This window comes from Enterobacter pseudoroggenkampii, from assembly GCF_026420145.1.
Taxonomy (GTDB): domain Bacteria; phylum Pseudomonadota; class Gammaproteobacteria; order Enterobacterales; family Enterobacteriaceae; genus Enterobacter; species Enterobacter pseudoroggenkampii.
Genome location: NZ_JAPMLV010000006.1, coordinates 24524 through 46266, shown reverse-complemented (window position 1 = coordinate 46266; position 21743 = coordinate 24524). Strand labels below are relative to the sequence as shown.

Below are 21743 nucleotides of genomic sequence, written 5' to 3'. Positions count from 1 at the left end.
TTCCGTTAACTCAATAATCGCGAGCTTCCAGCGCTTTCAGGTCGTCCTGCGCTTCTTTCAACTTCTTCTCGCGCTTAGCAATTTTTTCCGCATCCCCTTTCTCTTTCGCTTCCTGCAGGTCGCGACGGCGCTCGGCTATCTCGTCCTTCTGTTCAGCGATTTTCTTCTGGTGGTCGGCACGAAGCTTGCTGTCTGAACAGTTCGCTTTCACTTCGCTCAGCGCTTTTTTAAGTCCATCAACACGGTGCTGATTGTTATGCTTTTCGGCATAACCGATCTCACGCTGAATATCCTGTTCTTTCTCCTGACAGAGAGAGTTTGCGAAGGATGCTGTGCTTAAAGAAAAAAGGGCCAAAGCCAGAGTCATGCGGAATTTCATTATCGAAACCTTCCATTGTGTTGCGGCTTGAGCCGCTATCCAAAGTTATGCGGAGTACATCGAGGGGTGCTCCGCGTACTTAAGCATAGTAAGTAAACGGGGGATTCACCAAAGTGAGTGAAAAGATTCGGAATCCTGGAAGTTATCCAAACCGATGCGACGTATCGCGAATCAATGAGAGCCAGGCTGCAGGCTGGCTGTCATCTTCCTGCTGAGCAATGATATACCCGTGCGGCAGCGTACGATCGAGAACCACTTTCGCGGCGGCACTTTGCGCACGGGAATCAAACTTGATCAGTAAAACATCGTCCTGCGGGGTGATGCTCTTAAAGCGGATCCCGTTCGCATCCAGATGATGCCAGACAGAAAAACCGTCAGGCACGCTGGCACCCTGGTTTACCGGGCGGATGGCCAGCGTCGATTCCTGATGCGAAAGCGCGCTCCAGGCCAGCAGCAGGGCGCTGAGCACCACCAGCGTAATCATGGCAAAGGCAAAACGGCGCAGAGCGAGCGGTGAGATAACCATCGTCAGCCTCTGGCTCCGTATTTCTTTTTCCACAGGACGACCAGGGAGCCGATCAGGCCGAAGACCAACAGAACCACAGGCAGCAGCATCAGGCAGGACATCAGCTGGTCTTCATATTTCATAAAGACCGGCGTTTTACCCAATGCATAGCCCAGCGTCGTCAGAATAAGCACCCATAACAGACCGCTCATCCAGTTGAAGAACTGGAAGCGCGTGCTGCTCAATCCCGACAGCCCGGCAATGGTGGGCAACAGGGTGCGAACAAAGGCAATAAAGCGGCCAATCAGCAGCGCGGAAAGCCCGTGCTTATGGAAAAGGTGGTGCGCCCGCTGATGATAATGTGCAGGCAGGTGCGAGAGCCAGTTCTGGACAATTCGGGTATTGCCCAGCCATCTTCCCTGGATATAGCTCACCCAGCAGCCGAGGCTGGCCGCGACGGTCAGTAATAAAATGGTGTGTGGAAACGCCATCGCCCCTTTGGCACACAGCACGCCGACAAGCACCAGCAAACTATCACCGGGCAGGAAGGCAGCAGGCAGCAAACCGTTCTCAAGGAACAGGATCATAAACAAGACGAAATAGAGCATGCCAATCATGGAAGGGTTGGCCAGCGTTTCAAAATCCTGCGCCCAGAGGGCATGCAGTAGTTGGGTCAAAAGTTCCATTCAGTGTTCCTGGAAATCGGTTAACGTCACGCCTGTTATCCGGGACAAACAGCACGGCGACATTGTTGTGATTTCATTATGGTCGCTCGCGGACACATTGCGGTGTGGCCAACACTGTTCCCTGTTAATTGGCTGGTTAGCAAGCACTAACTTACAAAATAAGGAATTGAATCCAATTGTAACAAAGCCCAACGTTCTGCGTCACAGAATTTGCAGGGGTGAGTTGATTTTGGCGTAAGCCCAGGAAGTGAGCGAGGGGATTTACAAAGGCTGACACTATATATGTTTTGCTTACCCATTGAAGCCAAAAGGCGCAACGTAGCGCCTGCCAGCAGAAAGGTCATCTATTTTGCGGCACTGGATGCCGTATCGAGATGAACAACGGGATTATCGGCGAAAAGATAGCGGTCAGCGTTAAATTCGAAGTCATCGCTGGTTTCGTTGAACAGCATCTGCTTGGTGTTTTCTAGGTGCTGCCACATCGCCAGCTTAGCGGCATGCGGGTCTTTACGAATCAGCGCCTTAAGGATTTGATCGTGATCGTCACACCAGTTGTCGACGGTACGGGAATCGATATGGTCGTGCAGTTTTTTCCAGTACGGGTTGTGAACGCGCTGAGTCCACATTTTTTCTACGATTGCCGCCAGCGCCGTATTTTGGGTTGCCAGGGCGACCTGAACGTGGAACTGCAGATCCCACTCTGAATCGCGGAAACATTTTTCCTTACGGGCATTCTCCTGGATCTCCATCAACTTCATGATGTCCTGCTTGGTCACCTGCGTCGCCGCAAACTCGGCAATATTGCTTTCGATCAGCTGGCGAGCCTGGAGCAGCTCAAACGGGCCATAGCTGGCGAATTCCAGACTTTCGTCCGCGACGGGAGAGTGTTTCGGCAGATTAGAAATCACGTGAATGCCGGAGCCTTTGCGTACCTCAACGTAGCCTTCCACTTCCAGCATGATAATCGCTTCACGCACCACGGTGCGGCTCACACTTTTTTCATCCGCGATAAAGCGCTCGGCGGGAAGTTTATCACCGACAAGATAGACCCCTTGCTCGATGCGATCTTTCAGCTCGGCAGCAAGTTGTTGATATAAACGACGTGGTTCGGTGATTTCCATATGCGCTCCAGGCAGGGTACGGCAGATGATTTGTTATACCACTTTTGCGTGCCACTCTCCAGATTTTGCCATTAAAAAAGCCGCCCGGAGGCGGCTTCGGTGAAACGCATTTTCGCTAACTCTGCGTCGCCGGTTTCCCGAGGGACTCTTTCGCCAGCTCTTCTGCCGATTTGCTTTTCAGCACCGTCCAGATCACTACCGCACCCAGCAGGTCGAAAATAGCCAGCACGGCGAACAGCGGGCTGAAGCCGATGGTATCCGCCAGCGCGCCGACCACCAGCGCAAACATCGTACTCGCGGTCCAGGCGGCCATCCCGGTCAGGCCGTTGGCGGTGGCCACTTCGTTGCGGCCGAAGACGTCAGACGAGAGCGTAATCAGCGCGCCGGACAGGGACTGGTGCGCAAAGCCACCGATGCACAGCAGGGCAATGGCGACGTACGGGCTGGTGAACAGGCCGATCATACCCGGGCCAATCATCAGCAGCGCGCCCATGGTGACGACCATCTTACGGGAAACAATCAGGTTCACCCCAAACCAGCGCTGGAACAGCGGTGGCAGGTAGCCGCCCACGATACAGCCCAGGTCAGCGAACAGCATTGGCATCCAGGCGAACATCGCGATCTCTTTCAGGTTAAAGCCGTAGACTTTAAACATGAACAGGGGGATCCACGCGTTAAAGGTGCCCCAGGCCGGTTCAGCCAGGAAACGCGGCAGGGCGATACCCCAGAACTGACGGGTGCCCAGGATCTGCCAGACGGTCATTTTTTTGCCGTTGTTGGTCTGATGCTGTGCTTCCTGACCACCAATGATGTATTCGCGTTCTTCTTCGGAGAGCTTTTTCTGATCGCGCGGGTGTTTATAGAAAATCAGCCACGCCATTGCCCAGGCAAAGCTCAGCACGCCAGAGATGATGAACGCCATCTGCCAGCTGTGCATCACAATGGCCCACACCACCAGCGGCGGTGCAATCATTGCCCCGATGGACGAGCCCACGTTGAAGTAGCCGACCGCAATGGAGCGCTCTTTTGCCGGGAACCACTCGGAGCTGGCCTTCAGGCCTGCCGGGATCATCGCGGCTTCTGCCGCACCGACCGCACCACGCGCCAGCGCCAGCCCACCCCAGCTGCCTGCCAGCGCGGTGGCACCGCAGAACACCGCCCAGGCGATGGCGAAGAAGGCATAACCGATTTTGGTACCGAGAATGTCCAGCACATAGCCAGCAACAGGCTGCATGATGGTATACGCCGCGGAATAGGCAGCAATGATGTAGGAGTATTGCTGCGTGGAGATATGCAGCTCTTCCATCAACGTTGGCGCTGCAGCTGCCACGGTGTTACGCGTCAGGTAGCCCAGCACGGTGCCTAACGTCACCAGTGCGATCATATACCAACGTAACCCTTTAATTTTACGCATCTAAAACCTCATCGTTATGTTATGTCCGCGCCAGAGCACGGCAACCTCTCAACCGTTTCCGGGAGCAGTTGTGTAACGGGAGGGGCGTAGCCGGAAGCATGTCCCGGAACGGCCCGAACCTTGCCATAAGTAAGCGTGCATAAGTCGGTATCCGTACCGTTAAACCCGATGCCTCTCACACCGGTAATGCATTCCGTCGGCTTAGCGTTTGCGACGGCGAAAAGATAACTTGTCATACAACTTTAAAAGGTGAGTGACATCACAAATGTATGATTCTTTGTAGGGACATTAATCGCTGCGCGCAAAGCCAGTAATGGCGCGGCCTGTAGAAGGGTTTACGCCATTGAGGGTAATTTATTTGTTGGTGTTTATTGATCTCACTCACGAAAAAAGCTTCGGTGGGTGGAAATTGGTGTGATAACTTTGCAGCATATGAACATACGCTTTCTGACGCTCCCGTAATGAGGAAGACGATAATGACGCCGTTTATGACCGAAGATTTTCTGTTGGATACCGAATTTGCTCGCCGCCTGTATCACGACTACGCAAAAGACCAGCCGATTTTCGACTACCACTGCCATTTACCGCCGCAGCAGGTTGCCGAAAATTACCGTTTCAAAAACCTGTATGACATCTGGCTGAAGGGTGACCACTACAAATGGCGTGCCATGCGCACCAACGGCGTCGCTGAGCGCCTGTGCACCGGCGATGCGACCGACCGTGAGAAGTTTGACGCCTGGGCGGCGACCGTTCCGCACACCATCGGCAACCCGCTCTACCACTGGACGCATCTTGAGCTCCGCCGTCCGTTTGGCATCACCGGCAAACTGCTCTCCCCAACGACCGCCGATGAAATCTGGGATCGCTGCAATGCGCTGCTGGCGCAGGATAACTTCTCCGCGCGCGGCATCATGAAGCAGATGAACGTGAAGATGGTGGGCACCACCGACGATCCGATTGACTCCCTGGAGCATCATGCCGTCGTCGCCAAAGACACTTCTTTTGATATCAAAGTGCTGCCAAGCTGGCGCCCGGACAAAGCCTTCAACATTGAGCAGGCCACGTTTAACGACTACATGGCGAAGCTGGCGGAAGTGTCCGATACCGACATTCGCCGTTTCGCCGATCTGCAAACCGCGCTGACCAAACGTCTGGATCACTTCGCGGCGCACGGCTGTAAAGTCTCTGACCACGCGCTGGACGTCGTGCTGTTCGCGGAATCAAACGAGGCCGAGCTGGACAGCATTCTGGCGCGTCGCCTGTCCGGTGAATCGCTTAGCGAACACGAAGTGGCGCAGTTCAAAACGGCGGTGCTGGTGTTCCTCGGCGCGGAATACGCGCGTCGCGGCTGGGTACAGCAGTACCACATCGGCGCGCTGCGCAATAATAACCAGCGCCAGTTCAAACTGATCGGCGCGGACGTGGGCTTTGACTCCATCAACGACCGTCCGCTGGCGGAAGAGCTGTCCAAACTGCTGAGCAAACAGAACGAACAAAACCTGCTGCCAAAAACCATCCTGTACTGCCTGAACCCGCGCGATAACGAAGTGCTGGGCACCATGGTCGGCAACTTCCAGGGCGAAGGGATGCCGGGCAAGATGCAGTTTGGTTCCGGCTGGTGGTTCAACGACCAGAAAGACGGCATGGAGCGTCAGATGACGCAGCTGGCGCAGCTTGGCCTGCTGAGCCGCTTTGTCGGCATGCTAACCGATAGCCGCAGCTTCCTCTCTTACACTCGCCACGAATACTTCCGCCGCATTCTGTGCCAGATGATTGGCCGCTGGGTGCACGCGGGCGAAGCGCCGGCGGATATCCAGCTGCTGGGCGACATGGTGAGAAACATCTGCTTTAACAATGCGCGTGACTACTTCGCCATTGAACTGAACTAAGGCCGTTTGAGGTTGATATGCAATACATCAAAATCCATTCGCTGGATAACGTGGCCGTCGCGCTGACGGATCTCGCTGAAGGCGACGTGGTGACCGTTGATAACCAGAGCGTCACCCTGCGTCAGGCGATTGCTCGCGGACACAAGTTTGCCGTGAAGCCTCTCGCTAAAGGGGACAACGTCATTAAGTACGGTCTTCCGATTGGGCATGCGCTGGCGGATATCGTGCCGGGTGAACATATTCATTCCCATAATACCCGCACCAATCTGAGCGATCTGGACGAGTACAGCTATCAACCTGATTTACCTGCGGCACAAGAGCAGGCGGCGGATCGTGACGTGCAGATCTACCGCCGCGCCAATGGCGACGTGGGGATCCGCAACGAGCTGTGGATCCTCCCGACCGTCGGCTGCGTGAACGGGATTGCGCGTCAGATCCAGACGCGCTTCCTGAAAGAGACTCACGATGCCGAAGGCACCGACGGGGTACATCTGTTTAGCCACACCTACGGCTGCTCCCAGCTGGGTGATGACCACATTAATACCCGCACCATGCTGCAAAACATGGTGCGTCACCCGAACGCGGGCGCGGTGCTGGTGATTGGCCTGGGCTGCGAGAACAACCAGGTGGACGCCTTCCGCGAAACGCTGGGGGAATTCGACCCTGAGCGCGTGCATTTTATGGTGTGCCAGCACCAGGACGACGAAGTGGAAGCGGGCGTTGAGCAGCTGCACCAGCTGTATAACGTGATGCGCCACGACAAGCGCGAGCCGGGCAAGCTGAGCGAGCTGAAGTTTGGTCTGGAGTGCGGCGGGTCTGACGGCCTGTCCGGTATCACCGCCAACCCGATGCTGGGTCGCTTCTCGGACTATATGATTGCTAACGGCGGCACGACGGTGCTGACCGAAGTGCCGGAAATGTTCGGCGCGGAACGTATTCTGATGAGCCACTGCCGCGACGAGGAGACGTTTGAGAAAACCGTCACCATGGTGAACGACTTCAAACAGTACTTCATTGCCCACAATCAGCCCATTTATGAAAACCCGTCTCCGGGTAACAAAGCGGGCGGGATCACCACGCTGGAAGAGAAATCCCTCGGCTGCACCCAGAAAGCGGGCGCGAGCCAGGTGGTTGACGTTCTGCGCTACGGCGAGCGCTTGAAAACGCACGGTCTGAACCTGCTGAGCGCACCGGGCAACGATGCTGTCGCCACCAGCGCGCTGGCGGGAGCCGGCTGCCATATGGTGCTGTTCAGCACCGGGCGCGGCACGCCGTACGGCGGTTTTGTGCCGACGGTGAAAATCGCCACCAACAGCGAGCTGGCGGCGAAGAAAAAACACTGGATAGACTTTGATGCCGGGCAGCTTATCCACGGCAAAGCGATGCCGCAGCTGCTGACGGAGTTCGTGGACGCTATCGTGGAAATTGCTAACGGCAAGCAGACCTGCAACGAGAAGAACGATTTCCGCGAGCTGGCGATCTTTAAGAGTGGTGTGACGCTTTAATCGGTGCGGCCTGATGCCCTCACCCTGGCCCTCTCCCACGGGGAGAGGGTACAAACACTAAAAACGGCAACCTCAGGGTTGCCGTTTTGCTGTTAACCTCGTAGGGCGTTCTTCGCTAAACGCGCGTCTTCCGCCTGGCACACGGCGGCGGTGAACATCACGTCGGTGGAGGAGTTAATCGCCGTCTCGCAGGAGTCCTGCAATACGCCGATGATAAAGCCCACCGCAACCACCTGCATGGCGATCTCGTTCGGGATGCCGAACATATTACATGCCAGCGGGATCAGCAGCAGGGAACCGCCCGCCACGCCGGATGCGCCGCAGGCACACAGCGAGGCTACCACGCTCAGCAGCAGCGCGGTTGGCAGATCCACCGGAATACCCAGCGTATGCACCGCGGCCAGCGTAAGCACCGTAATGGTGATGGCCGCTCCCGCCATATTGACGGTCGCACCCAGCGGAATGGATACGGAGTAGGTATCGCGGTCCAGGTTCAGCTTCTCACACAGGGACATGTTGACCGGAATGTTTGCCGCCGAGCTGCGGGTGAAGAAGGCTGTCACTCCGCTTTCGCGCAGGCACATCAGCACCAGCGGGTACGGGTTCCGACGGGTCTGCAGAAACACCAGCAGCGGATTAATCACCAGTGCCACGACGGCCATACAGCCAATCAGCACCAGCAGCAGCTGCGCATAGCCCCACAGCGCGCCGAAACCGGTGGTAGCCAGCGTGGATGCCACGAGGCCAAAAATACCAATCGGCGCAAAGCGGATGACCACCGTCACGATAAAGGTTACGGCGTGAGAAAGATCGTTAACCAGGTTTTTGGTCGTGTCGTTGCTGTGGCGCAGAGCGAAGCCCAGACCGACGGCCCATACCAGAATCCCGATGTAGTTCGCGTTAATCAGCGCATGGATCGGGTTGGCGACAATGCTCATCAGCAGGCCGTGCATCACCTCAACAATACCCGCGGGCGGCGTAATGTCGGTCGCGCCGGTGGTCAGTTGCAGCGTGGACGGGAAGATAAAGCTCACGACAACCGCCGTCAGCGCGGCCGAGAACGTCCCCAGCAGATACATCCACAGAATCGGGCGAATATTGGTTTTCTGCCCCTGCTGGTGGTTGGCGATTGAGGCCATCACCAGCGTCAAAACCAGAACCGGCGCGACCGCTTTCAGTGCGCCGACGAACAGTGTGCCGAGCAGGCCAGTGGCCTCGGCGGCAGGTTTTGAGATCAGTGCCAGCGCGACGCCGAGCACAAGGCCAACCAGTATTTGCTTAACAAGGCTGCCGCGCGAGAGGCGCGCAAACAGACCAGACGAGGATGTAGTCATAGGTGTTCCTTAAGTGAAATTGCGTTCCATCCCGGATGTGCTCTTAGTCACATTTATGTCCGGATGTAAGTAAATGTTTGCCTGGTCGAGTATAGGGAAAGTGGCTTGGGAGGGAAGCGTAAAATGCTGGATTTTACGTGGTGCGTCATGTTTTTTAACTACTGCGTTACAAATGTGTGTTCACCCTCTCCCTGTGGGAGAGGGCCGGGGTGAGGGCATCACCCCGCACCGAACGTTTTACTCCACCTGCTGCTTCTTATCGTGCTGGCGGTTAACCCAGGTATTGATAATCAGCGTCACGATCAGAATGCCAAACACCACGCCGAGCGAAATGGCGATCGGGATATGGTAGAAATCGACGATCAGCATCTTGATACCGATAAACACCAGGATTACCGACAGGCCGTACTTCAGCATCGAGAAGCGCTCCGCCGCGCCTGCCAGCAGGAAGTACATCGCACGCAGGCCGAGGATGGCGAACAGGTTTGAGGTCAGGACGATGAACGGGTCGGTGGTGACCGCAAAAATGGCCGGAATGCTGTCCACGGCGAAAATCACGTCGCTCAGCTCAACCAGAATCAGCACCAGCAGCAGCGGGGTGGCAAACAGCAGGCCATTCTTGCGCACGAAGAAGTGCTCGCTCTCAATCTTGTCGGTCATGCGCAGGTGTCCACGGATCCACTTCACCAGCGGGCGATCGCCAATCGCAGAGCCGTCCTCTTTCGCCAGCGCCATTTTGACCCCGGTGAACAGCAGGAACGCGCCGAAGACGTACAGCAGCCATTCGAACTGGGTAATCAACCAGCTGCCAGCGAAGATCATTATGGTACGCAGGATAATCGCCCCCAGCACGCCGTAGACCAGCACGCGGCGCTGCAGGGCCGCAGGCACGGCGAAATAGCTGAACAGCATCAGCCAGACGAAGACGTTATCGACCGCCAGGGCTTTTTCAATCAGATAGCCAGTGAGGAAGGCGAGGGCCTGAGGATCGGCAACCGCGCGGCCTTCGGTCGAGGCCAGATACCACCAGAAGGCGGCACAGAACAGCAGGGAGAGGGTGACCCACACCAGAGACCAGGCCGCAGCCTGTTTGATGCTCATGCCGTGTGCGCCGCGACGCCCCTGCAAAAAGAGGTCGATCGCCAGCATGATGAGCACGACAACCGCGAATCCGCCCCACAACATTGGAGTGCCGACAGAATGCATACTATTTTCCTTACACATAAAAAACAAAAACGGCCATGGTCAGAAGACGATAGCCGTTAGCTTTTTATGCATAGACCTCGCCTTCCGGCAAGGTCTCACTTACAACCACGAGGGTTGCCCGGCGACCGGATGCGGTATTGCACGCATCGTAATGACGATCCACCGGCGAAGAAGTTACTCCCCTTTGCAGGTAACAAAATATGTCAGACCATCGGTTTCGTCAATGGTCTGCACCGTTTCATTACACAGCTTTACGCGATCGCTTCCGCGCTGATGCCGTCTGCCGGGAACACCACGCCGGTCTGGCGGCGGATCTCCGTTTGCAGCTTCGCCGTGGTGCGGCTCACCGCCAGGCCAGGGTGATTCACTTCGTTGTCTTCCACCAGACGGGCGAAGACCTCTGCCTCATAGAGCATAGTGTTAATATGCTGAGGCTGCGTCAGCTCCTGCGCTTTGCCGCCGCGCGGCACAAAGCTCACTTTCTGACACTCGGAGATCTTCTCGATAACCAGCGAGCCCGCCTCGCCCTGAATTTCGCTCGGCAGCACGGAATCGCTCACCTTGGAGTGCTGTAGCGTGACGCTGAAATCACCGTAGTCCAGCACCGCTAAACCGTGCGCATCCACGCCGCTCTCCAGCAGGCTGGCGGTAGCCGTCACGCCGTGCGGCTCGCCCCACAGGGCCACGGCAGAGGCCAGACAGTAGAAGCCGATATCCATAATCGAACCATTAGAGAAGGCCGGGTTAAAGGTATTCGGGTTCTCGCCGTCCAGATAGCGCTGGTAGCGCGACGAGTACTGGCAGTAGTTGATAAAGGCTTTACGCACTTTGCCAATTTTCGGCAGCGACTGCTGCAGCAGCAGGAAGTTCGGCAGGCTGGCGGTTTTGAAGGCTTCGAACAGCACCACCTGGTTTTCGCGGGCAAGCGCAATGGCGGCTTCGACTTCATCGATGTTCGACGCCAGCGGCTTCTCGCAAATCACATGCTTTTTATGGCTGAGGAACAGCTTCGTTTGCGGGAAGTGCAGGGAGTTCGGGCTGGCAATATAGACCGCGTCAATGGCGTCACTTTGCGCCATCTCATCAAGCGAGGTGAAGAGATGCTCGACGAGGTAGTCGTTGGCAAAACTCTGCGCCTGCTCAAGGCTGCGGGAATAGACTGCGGTAAGTTTCAGTTTGCCGGTTTCGTGGGCGGCGTCGACGAACTGGCGCGTGATCCAGTTCGTTCCAATGACTGCGAAACGTATCATAAACGTTTACGTACTCCGTAGCGGGGAACCTTTAGCCACTGTAGCACGTCATCATGACAATTCGCGTGCGCTATTCCGCATTACCTTTTAACGATAAATGCGTAAGCCACAGACGGGTATCAAACTCCAGCTGGTGGTACTGCGGCTCCATGTGGCAGCACAGGGAATAGAACGCTTTGTCGTGCTCTTTCTCTTTCAGGTGTGCCAGCTCATGGACGACGATCATCCGCAGAAAGGCTTCCGGCGCGTTGCGGAAAACCGTCGCGACGCGGATTTCGGCCTTCGCCTTCAGCTTACCGCCCTGCACGCGAGAGACGGCGGTGTGCAGGCCGAGCGCGTTTTTCAGCACGTGGATCTTGTTGTCGTACATCACCTTGTTGATCGGCGGGGCGCTCTTCAGATACCGGTTTTTGAGATCCTGCGTATACTGCCAGAGGGCCTTATCGGTCGCGAAATCGTGGGTGCCGGGGTAGCGTTTTTCCAGCACCGCGCCCAGCTTCTGCTCGGCAATCAGGCTGTGAACCTGAGTCAGTAAATGCTCCGGATAGCCCTGGAGATAAGTAAGTTGGTTCATCAAAAGCCCAAATTAATGCGAAAACGGGTATACTCACGCACCCTTTTCAGGGATACGCCAAATTTTACCATTCAGGAGGGCCGATGAGCCACTTAGACAACGGTTTCCGTTCACTCAACCTTAAACGTTTCCCGGAAACGGACGACGTTAACCCGCTTCAGGCGTGGGAAGCAGCGGATGAATATCTGCTGCAGCAGTTGGATGACACTGAAATCCGCGGCCCGGTTTTGATCCTGAATGACGCGTTTGGCGCGCTGGGATGCGCCCTGGCGGAGCACACGCCATACAGCATCGGCGATTCCTACCTGAGCGAGCTGGCGACGCGTGAAAACCTGCGCCATAACGACATCGAAGAGTCCAGCGTGAAGTTTCTCGACAGCACCTCGGACTACCCGCAGGCGCCCGGCGTGGTGCTGATCAAAGTGCCAAAAACCATGGCGCTGCTGGAGCAGCAGCTGCGCGCGCTGCGTAAGGTCGTGACGCCGGATACGCGCATCATCGCGGGTGCCAAAGCGCGCGATATTCATACTTCGACGCTGGAGCTGTTCGAGAAAGTCCTCGGCCCGACCACCACCACGCTGGCCTGGAAAAAAGCGCGCCTGATCAACTGCACCTTCAGCGCACCGGAGCTGGCCGACGCGCCAGAAACGCTGAGCTGGAAGCTGGAAGGGACTGACTGGACCATCCATAACCACGCGAACGTCTTCTCCCGCACCGGTCTGGATATCGGCGCGCGCTTCTTTATGGAACATCTGCCGGAAAATCTGGAAGGTGAGATTGTCGACCTGGGCTGCGGCAACGGTGTGATCGGCCTGACGCTGCTGGCGAAGAACCCGGAAGCCAGCGTGGTGTTCAGCGACGAGTCGCCGATGGCGGTGGCCTCCAGCCGTCTGAACGTGGAAACCAACATGCCGGACGCGCTGGACCGCTGCGAGTTTATGATCAACAACGCGCTGTCTGGCGTAGAGCCGTTCCGCTTCAACGCCGTGTTCTGTAACCCGCCGTTCCACCAGAAGCACGCCCTGACGGATAACGTTGCGTGGGAAATGTTTCACCACGCGCGCCGTTGCCTGAAAATCAACGGCGAGCTGTACATCGTGGCGAACCGCCACCTGGACTACTTCCACAAGCTGAAGAAGATTTTCGGCAACTGCGTCACCATTGCGACGAACAATAAGTTTGTGGTGCTGAAGTCGGTGAAGCTGGGACGTCGTCGGTAAGATTGGGTATGTGCGGCCTGATGCCCTCACCCCGACCCTCTCCCACAGGGAGAGGGTGCAAACACTAAAAACGGCAACCCGGTTGCCGTTTTGCTTTTACCCCCCCACCGGGCGATGCCGTTAAATACTCAGCGCCAGTTTTGTCCCCTGCGCAATCGCGCGCCGCGCGTCCAGCTCCATCGCCACGTCGCACCCGCCAATCAGATGCACCGTTTTACCGGCTTCGCGCAGCGGATCCGCCAGATCGCGCTTTGGCTCCTGCCCGGCACATAAAATGACATGATCCACGCGCAGCAGCTGCGGTTCGCCGCCGATCGTGACGTGCAGACCCTCGTCGTCGATCTTCTCGTAGCTCACCGCTGGGATCATCTTCACCCCGCGCGAGAGCAGGGTGGCGCGGTGGATCCAGCCCGTGGTTTTACCCAGCCCTTCGCCCGGCTTGCTGGCTTTACGCTGCAGCATCACGATCTGGCGCGGACTTTTCGGCAGCTGCGGCCCTTCCGGGCGCAGGCCGCCGGACTGGCTGAGGCTGGTATCAATGCCCCATTCCACGCAAAACTCGGCAATGTTCTGGCTGGTGGCTTCGCCCGGCTGGCTTAAATACATGGCGGTATCAAAGCCGATCCCGCCGCAGCCGATAATCGCCACCTTCTCGCCAACCGGCGTTTTGTCTCGCAATACATCCAGATAGCTCAACACCTTCGGATGATCGATACCCTCGATCGCAGGTGTGCGCGGTACGATCCCGCTCGCCAGGATCACCTCATCGAAATCAGTCAGATCCGCCGCGCGGACAAACTGGTTAAGCCGCAGCTCGACGCCCGTCAGCTCGATCATCCGGCGGTAGTAGCGCAGCGTTTCGTAGAACTCCTCTTTGCCGGGGATCTGTTTGGCGATATTAAACTGCCCGCCAATCTCCCCCAGCGCATCAAACAGCGTTACGCTGTGCCCGCGCGAGGCGGCATTGACCGCAAACGCCAGGCCCGCAGGCCCTGCGCCGACAACCGCCAGGCGTTTTTTCGCTGTCGCCGGGATCACCGGCATTTTGGTTTCGTGGCAGGCGCGCGGGTTAACCAGGCATGAGGTGACCTTACCGACGAAGATCTGATCCAGGCAGGCCTGGTTACAGCCGATGCAGGTGTTGATCTCATCCGCACGGCCGCTTTGCGCTTTGGAGAGCAGCTCGGCATCGGCAAGGAACGGCCGCGCCATTGAGACCATGTCGGCGTCGCCGCGTGAAATCACATCGTCCGCCACCTGCGGATCGTTAATGCGGTTGGTGGTGACCAGCGGAACAGACACTTTCCCTTTCAGCCTGCGCGTCACCCAGCTGAACGCCGCGCGCGGCACCGGCGTGGCGATGGTCGGGATGCGCGCCTCGTGCCAGCCGATGCCGGTGTTGATAATGGTGGCACCTGCGGCTTCAATCGCCTGCGCCAGCTGCACGGTTTCATCGAACGTCCCGCCGCCCTCCACCAGGTCGAGCATCGACAGGCGGAAGACGATAATAAAATCAGCCCCTGCACGTTCGCGCACCGCGCGCACCACCTCCACGGCAAAGCGCATCCGGCGGGCATAGTCGCCGCCCCATTCGTCTTCACGGTGGTTGGTGCGGGCGGCGAGAAACTCGTTGATCAGGTAGCCTTCTGAGCCCATCACCTCAACGCCGTCGTAGCCCGCCTCGCGCGCAAGCGCCGCGCAGCGGGCGAAGTCGTCAATCAGCGCCAGGATCTCGTCGTGGGTGAGGGCGTGAGGTTTAAAACGGTTAATCGGCGCCTGAAGAGCCGACGGCGCGACCAGATTCGGCTGATAGCTGTAGCGTCCGGTGTGCAGAATTTGCAGGGCGATTTTGCCGCCCTCGCGGTGTACCGCGTCGGTCACAATGCGGTGGTGCGGCAGCTGTGACGCATCGTTCAGGACCGCGCCGCCCTCCATGCCCACGCCGGAAGGGGCAGGTGCCACGCCGCCGGTGACGATCAGCGCCACCCCGTGGCGGGCGCGCTCGGCATAGAAAGCCGCCAGACGCTCGGCCCCGTCCGGGTGCTCCTCCAGCCCGGTGTGCATCGACCCCATCAACACGCGGTTTTTGAGTGTGGTGAACCCCAGATCGAGAGGGGCGAATAACGACGGGTAGCGGCTCATAGTCTCTTCCAGTGTAAAATTATTGTTATGTGGTCGGATGAGTTACTAATTTAGCCAGCGGCAGCAGAAAGGTAAAAGCGGGATCGAATGATTGTGATAGATCTCAAAGAACTTCCCCTCACCCTAACCCTCTCCCCGGAGGGGAGAGGGGACTGGCCGGTGCGGCCTTAAAGAATCAGCTCGATCTGGTTTTTTCCCTCTCCCCTATGGGGAGAGGGGCAGGGTGAGGGGTATGGGTTTTTACTAACCCCGGTGCCTGCCACATCGATGTCGTCAGCCCGCTGTCCACCAACCCAAGCTGGTCCGCATATACCGCCTGCCATTTCTGCATCATGCCGTCGTACAGCTCGCGATGTATCGGGTTTGGCGTGAATTCGCGGCTCCATTTCACCAGCCGCTCGCCCGTCGAGGCCATATCGGCAAACAGCCCTGCGCCAACGCCTGCCGCAATGGCGCAGCCCAGCGCCGTCGCCTCCTTCACTTCCGGCACGCGCACCGGCAGGCCGGTGACGTCGCTTAAGATCTGGCTCCACAGCGCGCCTTTCGAACCGCCACCGGCAAACACCAGGCTCTCAAACGTCACGCCGGAGAAGCGCGAAATCTGCGCCAGGTTGCAGGCCGAGACGATCGCCGCGTTCTCCTCCAGTGCGCGGAACAGCGTCGCTTTATTGCATTTTTCCGGGTCGATGGAGAGGTTAATAAACGACGGTGCGGCGTGGTACCACTGCTTAAAATGCATGGCGTCGGAGAAGATCGGCATCACCCCGTGTGAACCCGCCGGCACGCGGCTGGCCATCTCTTCCAGCAGGGAGTAGGTGTCCATCCCCATCCGCTCGGCAATCAGCTTTTCCTCCGCGCAGAAGGCGTCGCGGAACCAGCGCATGGTCAGCCCGGTAAAAAAGCTGATCGACTCCGCCTGCGCCATGCCGGGGATAACGTGCGGGTTGACGCGGATGTTCATCTCGGGGTCGGTGCGCACCTGCGGCAGGTTCACCACCTGCTGCCAGAAGGTGCCGCCCAGCACCGCCGTCTGCCCGGCGCGAACTACGCCCAGCCCCAGACAGCCCAGCTGTACGTCGCCGCCGCCCATGACGACCGGCGTGCCTTCGCGCAGGCCGCTTTGCTGCGCGGCCTCTTTGGTGATAGCGCCCAGCACGGTGCCGGTCTCTTTCACCGGGGAGAGAATATCGGCGCGCAGCCCGGCCATGTCGAGCAGCGCCGGACGCCAGTCGCGGGAGAAGAGATCCAGCATGCCGGTGGTGCCCGCGTTAGACGGGTCGACCGCCAGCTCGCCGGAGAGCTTCGCCGCCAGCCAGTCGCTGATCATGGTGATGGTCGCGGCCTTGCGGTAAATATCCGGGCGATGGTGTGCCAGCCACAGCAGGCGCGGCATGGCGCTCAGCGCCAGCGTCTGCCCGGAAACGTCATACACTTCGGATTCAAAACGGTAGTCGTGGATCTCTTTGAGTTCGGCCACCTCGCGGCTGGCGCGGGCGTCAACGTTGGCGCAGGCCCAGATGGCCTCGCCGTTGCGGTCATACAGCACTATCCCTTCGCGCATGGAGCAGCATGCAACGGACTGAATATCCGCCGCGCCCAGATTCGCGCGCGACAGCGCCTGATGAATGCACTGGCAGGCCAGCCGCCAGTTGGTGTCGAGGTCGAACTCCATCGACCCCGGCACGTTCTCTACGTTCAGGTGCTTCCACTCGGCCTGGCCGACGGCAATCTGGTTGCCCTGCAAATCGAAAATCACGGCGCGAACGCTGCCGGTCCCTGCATCTAACGCTAAAAGGTAACTCATGAGCTTGCCTCGCTGTTAGCGCAGGGCGGGCTCTCACTTGGCCAGAGCCAGCACCGCGCGGGCTGTCGTCTCCTCCGTCACCAGGCCATTGATACGGCGACCCTTCAGTGCGGCATAAATCGCATCGGCTTTCTCTTCCCCTCCGGCCACGCCAACGATGGTGGGCAGCTGCGCCAGCTCATCAAGCGAGACGCCGAGTAATTCTTTATGGATCTCCAGTTCCTCGACGCACTCCCCTTCGGCATTGAGGAAATAGCCGAGAATGTCGCCGACCGCGCCTTTGCGGGCGTACATCAGCTGTTCACCTTCGCTGATATAGCCGGATCGCAGTATCGTGGCGTCACGGCGCTGGTTCACCGACCCAATGCCGACCACCGCCACGTCGGCAGCGGTGGCGGCGAGGATTACGTCCCGCACGCTGGTTTCACGTTTTAAGATCCCGGCCACCTCGGCGGATGACACGCGAAGCGGGGCGGGGATCATGCTGACACTGCATGCCGCGTCCAGCTGGCCGATACCGGTCATATACGGCCCGACGCCGCCGGAGAGCGTCACCAGGCGGATCTGCTGCGAGCTGATAAAGCCGCTCAGGTGCTGCAGGCTGCTCATGGTGGTTTCACCAAACCCCACCGCCAGCAGCTGGCCGGGCTCCAGTACGCCCATCAGCGACTGCGCCGCGCCAATGCCGAGCCGCACGTTCATCGGCGGCGTATTCAGGGCGGGCATCACGCGCACCAGCTTCAGGCCAAAGCGCTGCTGTAGCTCGGTCTCCAGCGCCAGGCAGCCCTCGTAGCGGGAGTTGATCTGCACGCGGATCACCCCGGACTGACGGCCCTTCTCCAGCAGACGGGAGATTTTTAATCGCGGCAGCCCGAGCCGCTCGCCGATATCGTTCTGGGTCAGCCCGTCGTGGTAGTAGCACCAGGCCACGCGCGCCACCAGCTCCTCTTCCGCCAGTGCCAGCCCGGCAAACCGTCCTTCTTCCGCAGTGCGTTTATCGCTCATAGTTGAACTCTTATAAAAATTTAGATCATATGTTCGTGATGGCGCGAAGGGAAAGTGTGAGCCACGCGACAAAACGGATCATTTCGATCGTTTCTGGTTTATCTGAATCTCAATCGATAAAACTGTGATCCCTGCACGGTTGTAAATATAGTTCACCGTCTACGCTTTTGAACATTATTAAATCTAAAAATCATTTGTTCAATAGCGGAGCGATGATGACCTCACTTCTCGACGCGCGGAATATCAGCAAGCAGTTCTCAGGCGTGCCGGTTCTTAAAGGCATTGATTTCACGCTGCTTGCGGGCCAGGTGCACGCCCTGATGGGCGGAAACGGCGCGGGAAAATCGACGCTGATGAAAATCATCGCCGGGGTCGAAACGCCTGACAGCGGTGAACTTTCTGTCGAGGGGCAGTCATATGCGCGGCTGACGCCCGTTCAGGCGCACAGGCTTGGCATTTATCTCGTGCCGCAGGAGCCGCTGCTGTTCCCCAACCTGACGGTGCGGGAAAACATCCTGTTCCGTCTGCCGCGCGAGCGCGATCTTGAAAAGTGCCTGGCGGAGAAACTCCAGCAGCTGCAGTGCCAGCTTAACCTCGACGCCGCCGCCAGCACTCTGGAAGTGGCGGATCAGCAGATGTTGGAGATCCTGCGCGGATTAATGCGCAACGCCCGGATCCTGATCCTCGACGAACCTACGGCCTCCCTCACGCCGGGCGAAACCGAACGGCTGTTCCGCCAGATCCGCGCCCTGCAGACACTCGGCGTCGGGATTGTTTTTATCTCCCATAAGCTGCCGGAAATTCGCATGCTTTCAAGCCATGTCTCGGTGATGCGCGACGGCGCGGTGGTGCTGAGCGGCGAAACCGCGCAGTTTGACGATAGCGCCCTGATCGCCGCCATGACGCCGGTAAGCCGGGAGAAATCCCTCAGCGATACGCAAAAGCTGTGGCTGGCGCTGCCGGGAAACCGTCGCACCCAGCCGCAGGATTTCCCGGTGCTGCGCGTTGACGATCTTACCGGGGAAGGCTTTATCGATCTCAGCCTTGAGATCTACGCCGGCGAGATCGTCGGCCTGGCAGGGCTGGTGGGATCCGGGCGCACCGAGTTTGCGGAAACGCTCTACGGCCTGCGGCCCGTGCGCGGGGGCCGTGTCTGGCTGGAGAACCAGGAGATCACCGGCGATCCGGTAAGTTCACGCCTGGAAAAAGGGCTGGTCTACCTGCCGGAAGACAGGCAGGTGTCCGGCCTGTTCCTCGACGCGCCGATCCGCTGGAACACCGTGGCGCTGAACGAGCCGTCTCTCTGGCAGCAGCGCAAGCGGGAGTCGGCGGTGGTGGAGCGCTATCACCGGGCGCTGGGGATCAAGCTCAACCATGCGGATCAAACCGTGCGCACGCTCTCCGGCGGTAACCAGCAGAAGGTGCTGCTGGCGCGCTGCCTGGAGGCCAACCCTTTGCTGCTGATCGTCGATGAACCGACGCGCGGCGTGGACGTCTCGGCGCGCGCCGACATCTACCAGCTGATCAAAAGCGTGGCGGCGCAGAACGTGGCGGTGCTGATGATCTCAAGCGATCTCGATGAGTTTCCGGGCCTCGCGGACCGCGTGCTGGTGATGCATCAGGGCGTACTCAGCGGCGAGCTGCCGCGCCATGCCGTCAGCCTCGACAGAATGATGGCGCTGGCGTTCGGAGGGCAAGCATGAAGACCTTACTGAAAAACCGCGAGCTGAGCGCGTTTCTCGCCATTCTGGCGCTGTTCGCCGTGCTGGTGGCGCTCAATCCGTCCTACCTGAGTTTGCAGACGCTGGGGATGATCTTCGCCAGCTCGCAGATCCTGATCCTGCTGGCGATCGGCGCGGCGCTGGTGATGCTGACCCGCAATATCGACGTCTCCGTGGGTTCAACCGTCGGGCTCTCCGCCATCGCCGTCGGCGTGGCGCTGAACGGCGGCTACAGCCTGCCCGTTTCCATCCTCTTCGCGCTCACGGTTGGCGCGCTGGCCGGGTTATTCAACGGGTTTCTGGTGGTGGGGCTGCGCATCCCGGCGATTGTCGCCACCCTCGGCACGCTGGGGCTGTACCGTGGAGCGATGCTGCTCTGGACGGGCGGAAAGTGGATTGAAGGGCTGCCGCCGGGGTTGAAATCTCTCTCTGAGCCTGCGGCCATCGGCGTGTCGCCCCTTGGTATGGTGGTGTTGATTATCGTGGTCACCGGCGCGTGGACGCTGTCGCGCACCGCGTTCGGGCGTGATTTTTACGCGGTGGGGGATAACCTCGCTGCCGCGCGGCAGCTGGGCGTGGCGGTGAACCGCACCCGCATGATCGCCTTTACCCTCAACGGCGTGCTGGCGGCCTGCGCCGGGATCGTCTTTGCCGCGCAGATTGGTTTTGTGCCCAACCAGACCGGCAGCGGGCTGGAGATGAAGGCCATCGCCGCCTGCGTGCTCGGGGGGATTTCGCTGCTGGGCGGCACGGGCACGCTGGTTGGCGCGCTGCTCGGCGCCTTCTTCCTGACGCAAATCGACACCGTGCTGGTGCTGTTCAGGCTCCCGGCGTGGTGGAACGACTTTATCGCCGGGCTGGTGCTGCTGGGCGTGCTGGTGCTCGACGGGCGTCTGCGCCAGGCGCTGGCGCGCCATCAGCGGGCGCTGAAGTACGGTCGCTTCCAGCCGGGTAACAGAGGGGGGAAGCACGTCACCCCGTTTCCCAAACGCAAAAAAGAGGTGGCGTAAATGAGGCTTAACTGGGAAAGCGCGCTGCTCATTTTGCTGGTGCTGGAGATCCTGCTCTTCGGCGCCATCAACCCGCGCATGCTCGACATCAACATGCTGCTGTTCAGCACCAGCGACTTCATCTGCATCGGCATTGTGGCGCTGCCGCTGACGCTGGTGATCATCAGCGGCGGGATCGACATCTCCCTCGGCTCGACCATCGGCCTGTGCGCGATTGCGCTGGGGGTGATGATGCAGGCTGGGTGGCCGATGGCGGTCGCCGTTCCGCTGACGCTGCTGCTGGGACTGCTGTGCGGGCTGGTAAACGCGGCGCTGATCCACTACACCGGCATCAGCCCGCTGGTGATTACCCTCGGCACGCTCTACCTCTACGGCGGCGGCGCGCTGCTGCTCTCCGGCATGGCGGGGGCGACGGGCTATGAGGGCATCGGCGGCTTCCCGGACAGCTTTACCGCCTTCGCTAACCTCACGGTGTTGGGCCTGCCGATCCCTTTGGTCTTGTTCGCGGCTATCACCGTCTTCTTCTGGCTCATTACCCACCGCGGGCGCTTTGGGCGCCATCTGTTCCTGATTGGGCAAAATCCGCGCGCGGCACGCTATGCGGCGCTGTCGGTGAACGGCATGCCCTACGCGCTGTACGGCCTGGTGGGCGTAGCCTCCGCGGTTGCCGCGCTGGTGATGGTCTCCTATTTCGGCTCCGCGCGTTCGGATCTGGGGCGCGATTTACTGATGCCCGCGCTCACCGCCGCCGTGCTCGGCGGGGCCAATATCTACGGTGGTTCAGGTTCGGTTGTCGGTACAGCGCTGGCGGCGCTGTTGGTGGGGTATCTGCAGCAGGGTTTACAGATGGTCGGCATCCCCAACCAGGTGTCGAGCGCGCTGTCAGGGGCGCTGCTGGTTGTGGTGGTGATGGGACGTTCGCTGAGTCTGCACCGCGAGTGGGTGCGTTCTCTCTTTAGAAAACTATCCGGAGCGTAA

The 21743-nt window shown here is 59.0% G+C and carries 18 protein-coding genes; 6 read left to right on the top strand and 12 right to left on the bottom strand.

The annotated features are described in order from the left end of the window. Positions 1–10: 10 nt before the first annotated feature. The 5 genes from OTG14_RS19735 to OTG14_RS19715 all read right to left on the bottom strand — a co-directional run bounded on the left by OTG14_RS19735 (position 11) and on the right by OTG14_RS19715 (position 4105). On the bottom strand, positions 11–379 hold the full coding sequence (locus OTG14_RS19735) for a DUF1090 domain-containing protein (protein ID WP_008503142.1): 369 nt from the start codon (positions 377–379) through the stop codon (positions 11–13). Between the two features lie 142 nt (positions 380–521). Continuing rightward, positions 522–905, bottom strand: coding sequence for an EnvZ/OmpR regulon moderator MzrA (gene mzrA / locus OTG14_RS19730; RefSeq protein ID WP_267215653.1), 384 nt, complete (start codon positions 903–905; stop codon positions 522–524). A 2-nt stretch (positions 906–907) separates the two neighbouring features. Further along, positions 908–1570, bottom strand: a complete 663-nt coding sequence (gene yqjA / locus OTG14_RS19725; RefSeq protein ID WP_024906405.1) for a DedA family general envelope maintenance protein YqjA — start codon at positions 1568–1570, stop codon at positions 908–910. A 344-nt stretch (positions 1571–1914) separates the two neighbouring features. Beyond that, complete coding sequence (gene exuR, locus OTG14_RS19720; protein ID WP_023309288.1) at positions 1915–2691, bottom strand: transcriptional regulator ExuR; 777 nt, start codon at positions 2689–2691, stop codon at positions 1915–1917. Between the two features lie 115 nt (positions 2692–2806). Continuing rightward, positions 2807–4105 carry an MFS transporter gene (locus tag OTG14_RS19715; protein WP_024906406.1) on the bottom strand — a complete coding sequence of 433 codons (1299 nt, stop codon included), beginning with the start codon at positions 4103–4105 and terminating at the stop codon, positions 2807–2809. A 476-nt stretch (positions 4106–4581) separates the two neighbouring features. On the opposite strand from OTG14_RS19715, the gene uxaC reads away from it, so the two are divergent. Together uxaC and OTG14_RS19705 are read left to right on the top strand one after the other, a co-directional pair. Beyond that, positions 4582–5994 carry a glucuronate isomerase gene (gene uxaC, locus OTG14_RS19710; protein WP_024906407.1) on the top strand — a complete coding sequence of 471 codons (1413 nt, stop codon included), beginning with the start codon at positions 4582–4584 and terminating at the stop codon, positions 5992–5994. Positions 5995–6011: 17 nt separating this feature from the next. Further along, positions 6012–7499, top strand: a complete 1488-nt coding sequence (locus tag OTG14_RS19705) for a UxaA family hydrolase (RefSeq protein ID WP_267215652.1) — start codon at positions 6012–6014, stop codon at positions 7497–7499. A 92-nt stretch (positions 7500–7591) separates the two neighbouring features. Here the strand turns inward: OTG14_RS19705 and sstT are convergent, their stop codons facing one another. The 4 genes from sstT to OTG14_RS19685 all read right to left on the bottom strand — a co-directional run bounded on the left by sstT (position 7592) and on the right by OTG14_RS19685 (position 11863). Next, positions 7592–8833, bottom strand: coding sequence for a serine/threonine transporter SstT (gene sstT / locus OTG14_RS19700; RefSeq protein WP_267215651.1), 1242 nt, complete (start codon positions 8831–8833; stop codon positions 7592–7594). Between the two features lie 237 nt (positions 8834–9070). Beyond that, entirely contained in the window at positions 9071–10039 is a 969-nt protein-coding gene (locus OTG14_RS19695; protein WP_029739669.1) for a TerC family protein, read from the bottom strand. A gap of 251 nt (positions 10040–10290) precedes the next feature. After that, a complete protein-coding gene (locus tag OTG14_RS19690) occupies positions 10291–11289 on the bottom strand; it encodes a Gfo/Idh/MocA family protein (protein ID WP_157189766.1) in 999 nt (332 codons plus the stop codon). A 70-nt stretch (positions 11290–11359) separates the two neighbouring features. Next, positions 11360–11863, bottom strand: coding sequence for a YgjP-like metallopeptidase domain-containing protein (locus OTG14_RS19685; RefSeq protein ID WP_196346527.1), 504 nt, complete (start codon positions 11861–11863; stop codon positions 11360–11362). An 83-nt stretch (positions 11864–11946) separates the two neighbouring features. On the opposite strand from OTG14_RS19685, the gene rlmG reads away from it, so the two are divergent. Beyond that, positions 11947–13083: a 23S rRNA (guanine(1835)-N(2))-methyltransferase RlmG gene (gene rlmG / locus OTG14_RS19680; protein WP_090418807.1), complete on the top strand. Its 1137-nt coding sequence runs from the start codon at positions 11947–11949 to the stop codon at positions 13081–13083. Positions 13084–13203: 120 nt separating this feature from the next. On the opposite strand, the gene OTG14_RS19675 is transcribed toward rlmG, so the two are convergent. The 3 genes from OTG14_RS19675 to lsrR form a co-directional block, all read right to left on the bottom strand. After that, positions 13204–15225, bottom strand: a complete 2022-nt coding sequence (locus OTG14_RS19675; protein ID WP_267215650.1) for an NADPH-dependent 2,4-dienoyl-CoA reductase — start codon at positions 15223–15225, stop codon at positions 13204–13206. A gap of 175 nt (positions 15226–15400) precedes the next feature. Further along, positions 15401–17029 carry an autoinducer-2 kinase gene (gene lsrK / locus OTG14_RS19670; RefSeq protein WP_267215649.1) on the bottom strand — a complete coding sequence of 543 codons (1629 nt, stop codon included), beginning with the start codon at positions 17027–17029 and terminating at the stop codon, positions 15401–15403. A gap of 33 nt (positions 17030–17062) precedes the next feature. Then, positions 17063–18034 (bottom strand): transcriptional regulator LsrR, encoded by a 972-nt coding sequence (gene lsrR / locus OTG14_RS19665; protein ID WP_003862617.1) that lies wholly within the window; start codon positions 18032–18034, stop codon positions 17063–17065. A gap of 215 nt (positions 18035–18249) precedes the next feature. On the opposite strand from lsrR, the gene lsrA reads away from it, so the two are divergent. From lsrA to lsrD, 3 genes are read left to right on the top strand one after another with little or no spacing between them, the layout of a single operon-like run. Next, positions 18250–19737, top strand: coding sequence for an autoinducer 2 ABC transporter ATP-binding protein LsrA (lsrA, locus tag OTG14_RS19660; RefSeq protein WP_061716443.1), 1488 nt, complete (start codon positions 18250–18252; stop codon positions 19735–19737). Then, positions 19734–20765, top strand: a complete 1032-nt coding sequence (gene lsrC, locus OTG14_RS19655) for an autoinducer 2 ABC transporter permease LsrC (RefSeq protein WP_048992614.1) — start codon at positions 19734–19736, stop codon at positions 20763–20765. Before lsrA ends, lsrC begins: the two co-directional genes overlap by 4 nt. Next, positions 20766–21743 carry an autoinducer 2 ABC transporter permease LsrD gene (gene lsrD / locus OTG14_RS19650; RefSeq protein WP_267215648.1) on the top strand — a complete coding sequence of 326 codons (978 nt, stop codon included), beginning with the start codon at positions 20766–20768 and terminating at the stop codon, positions 21741–21743. It abuts the gene before it with no gap.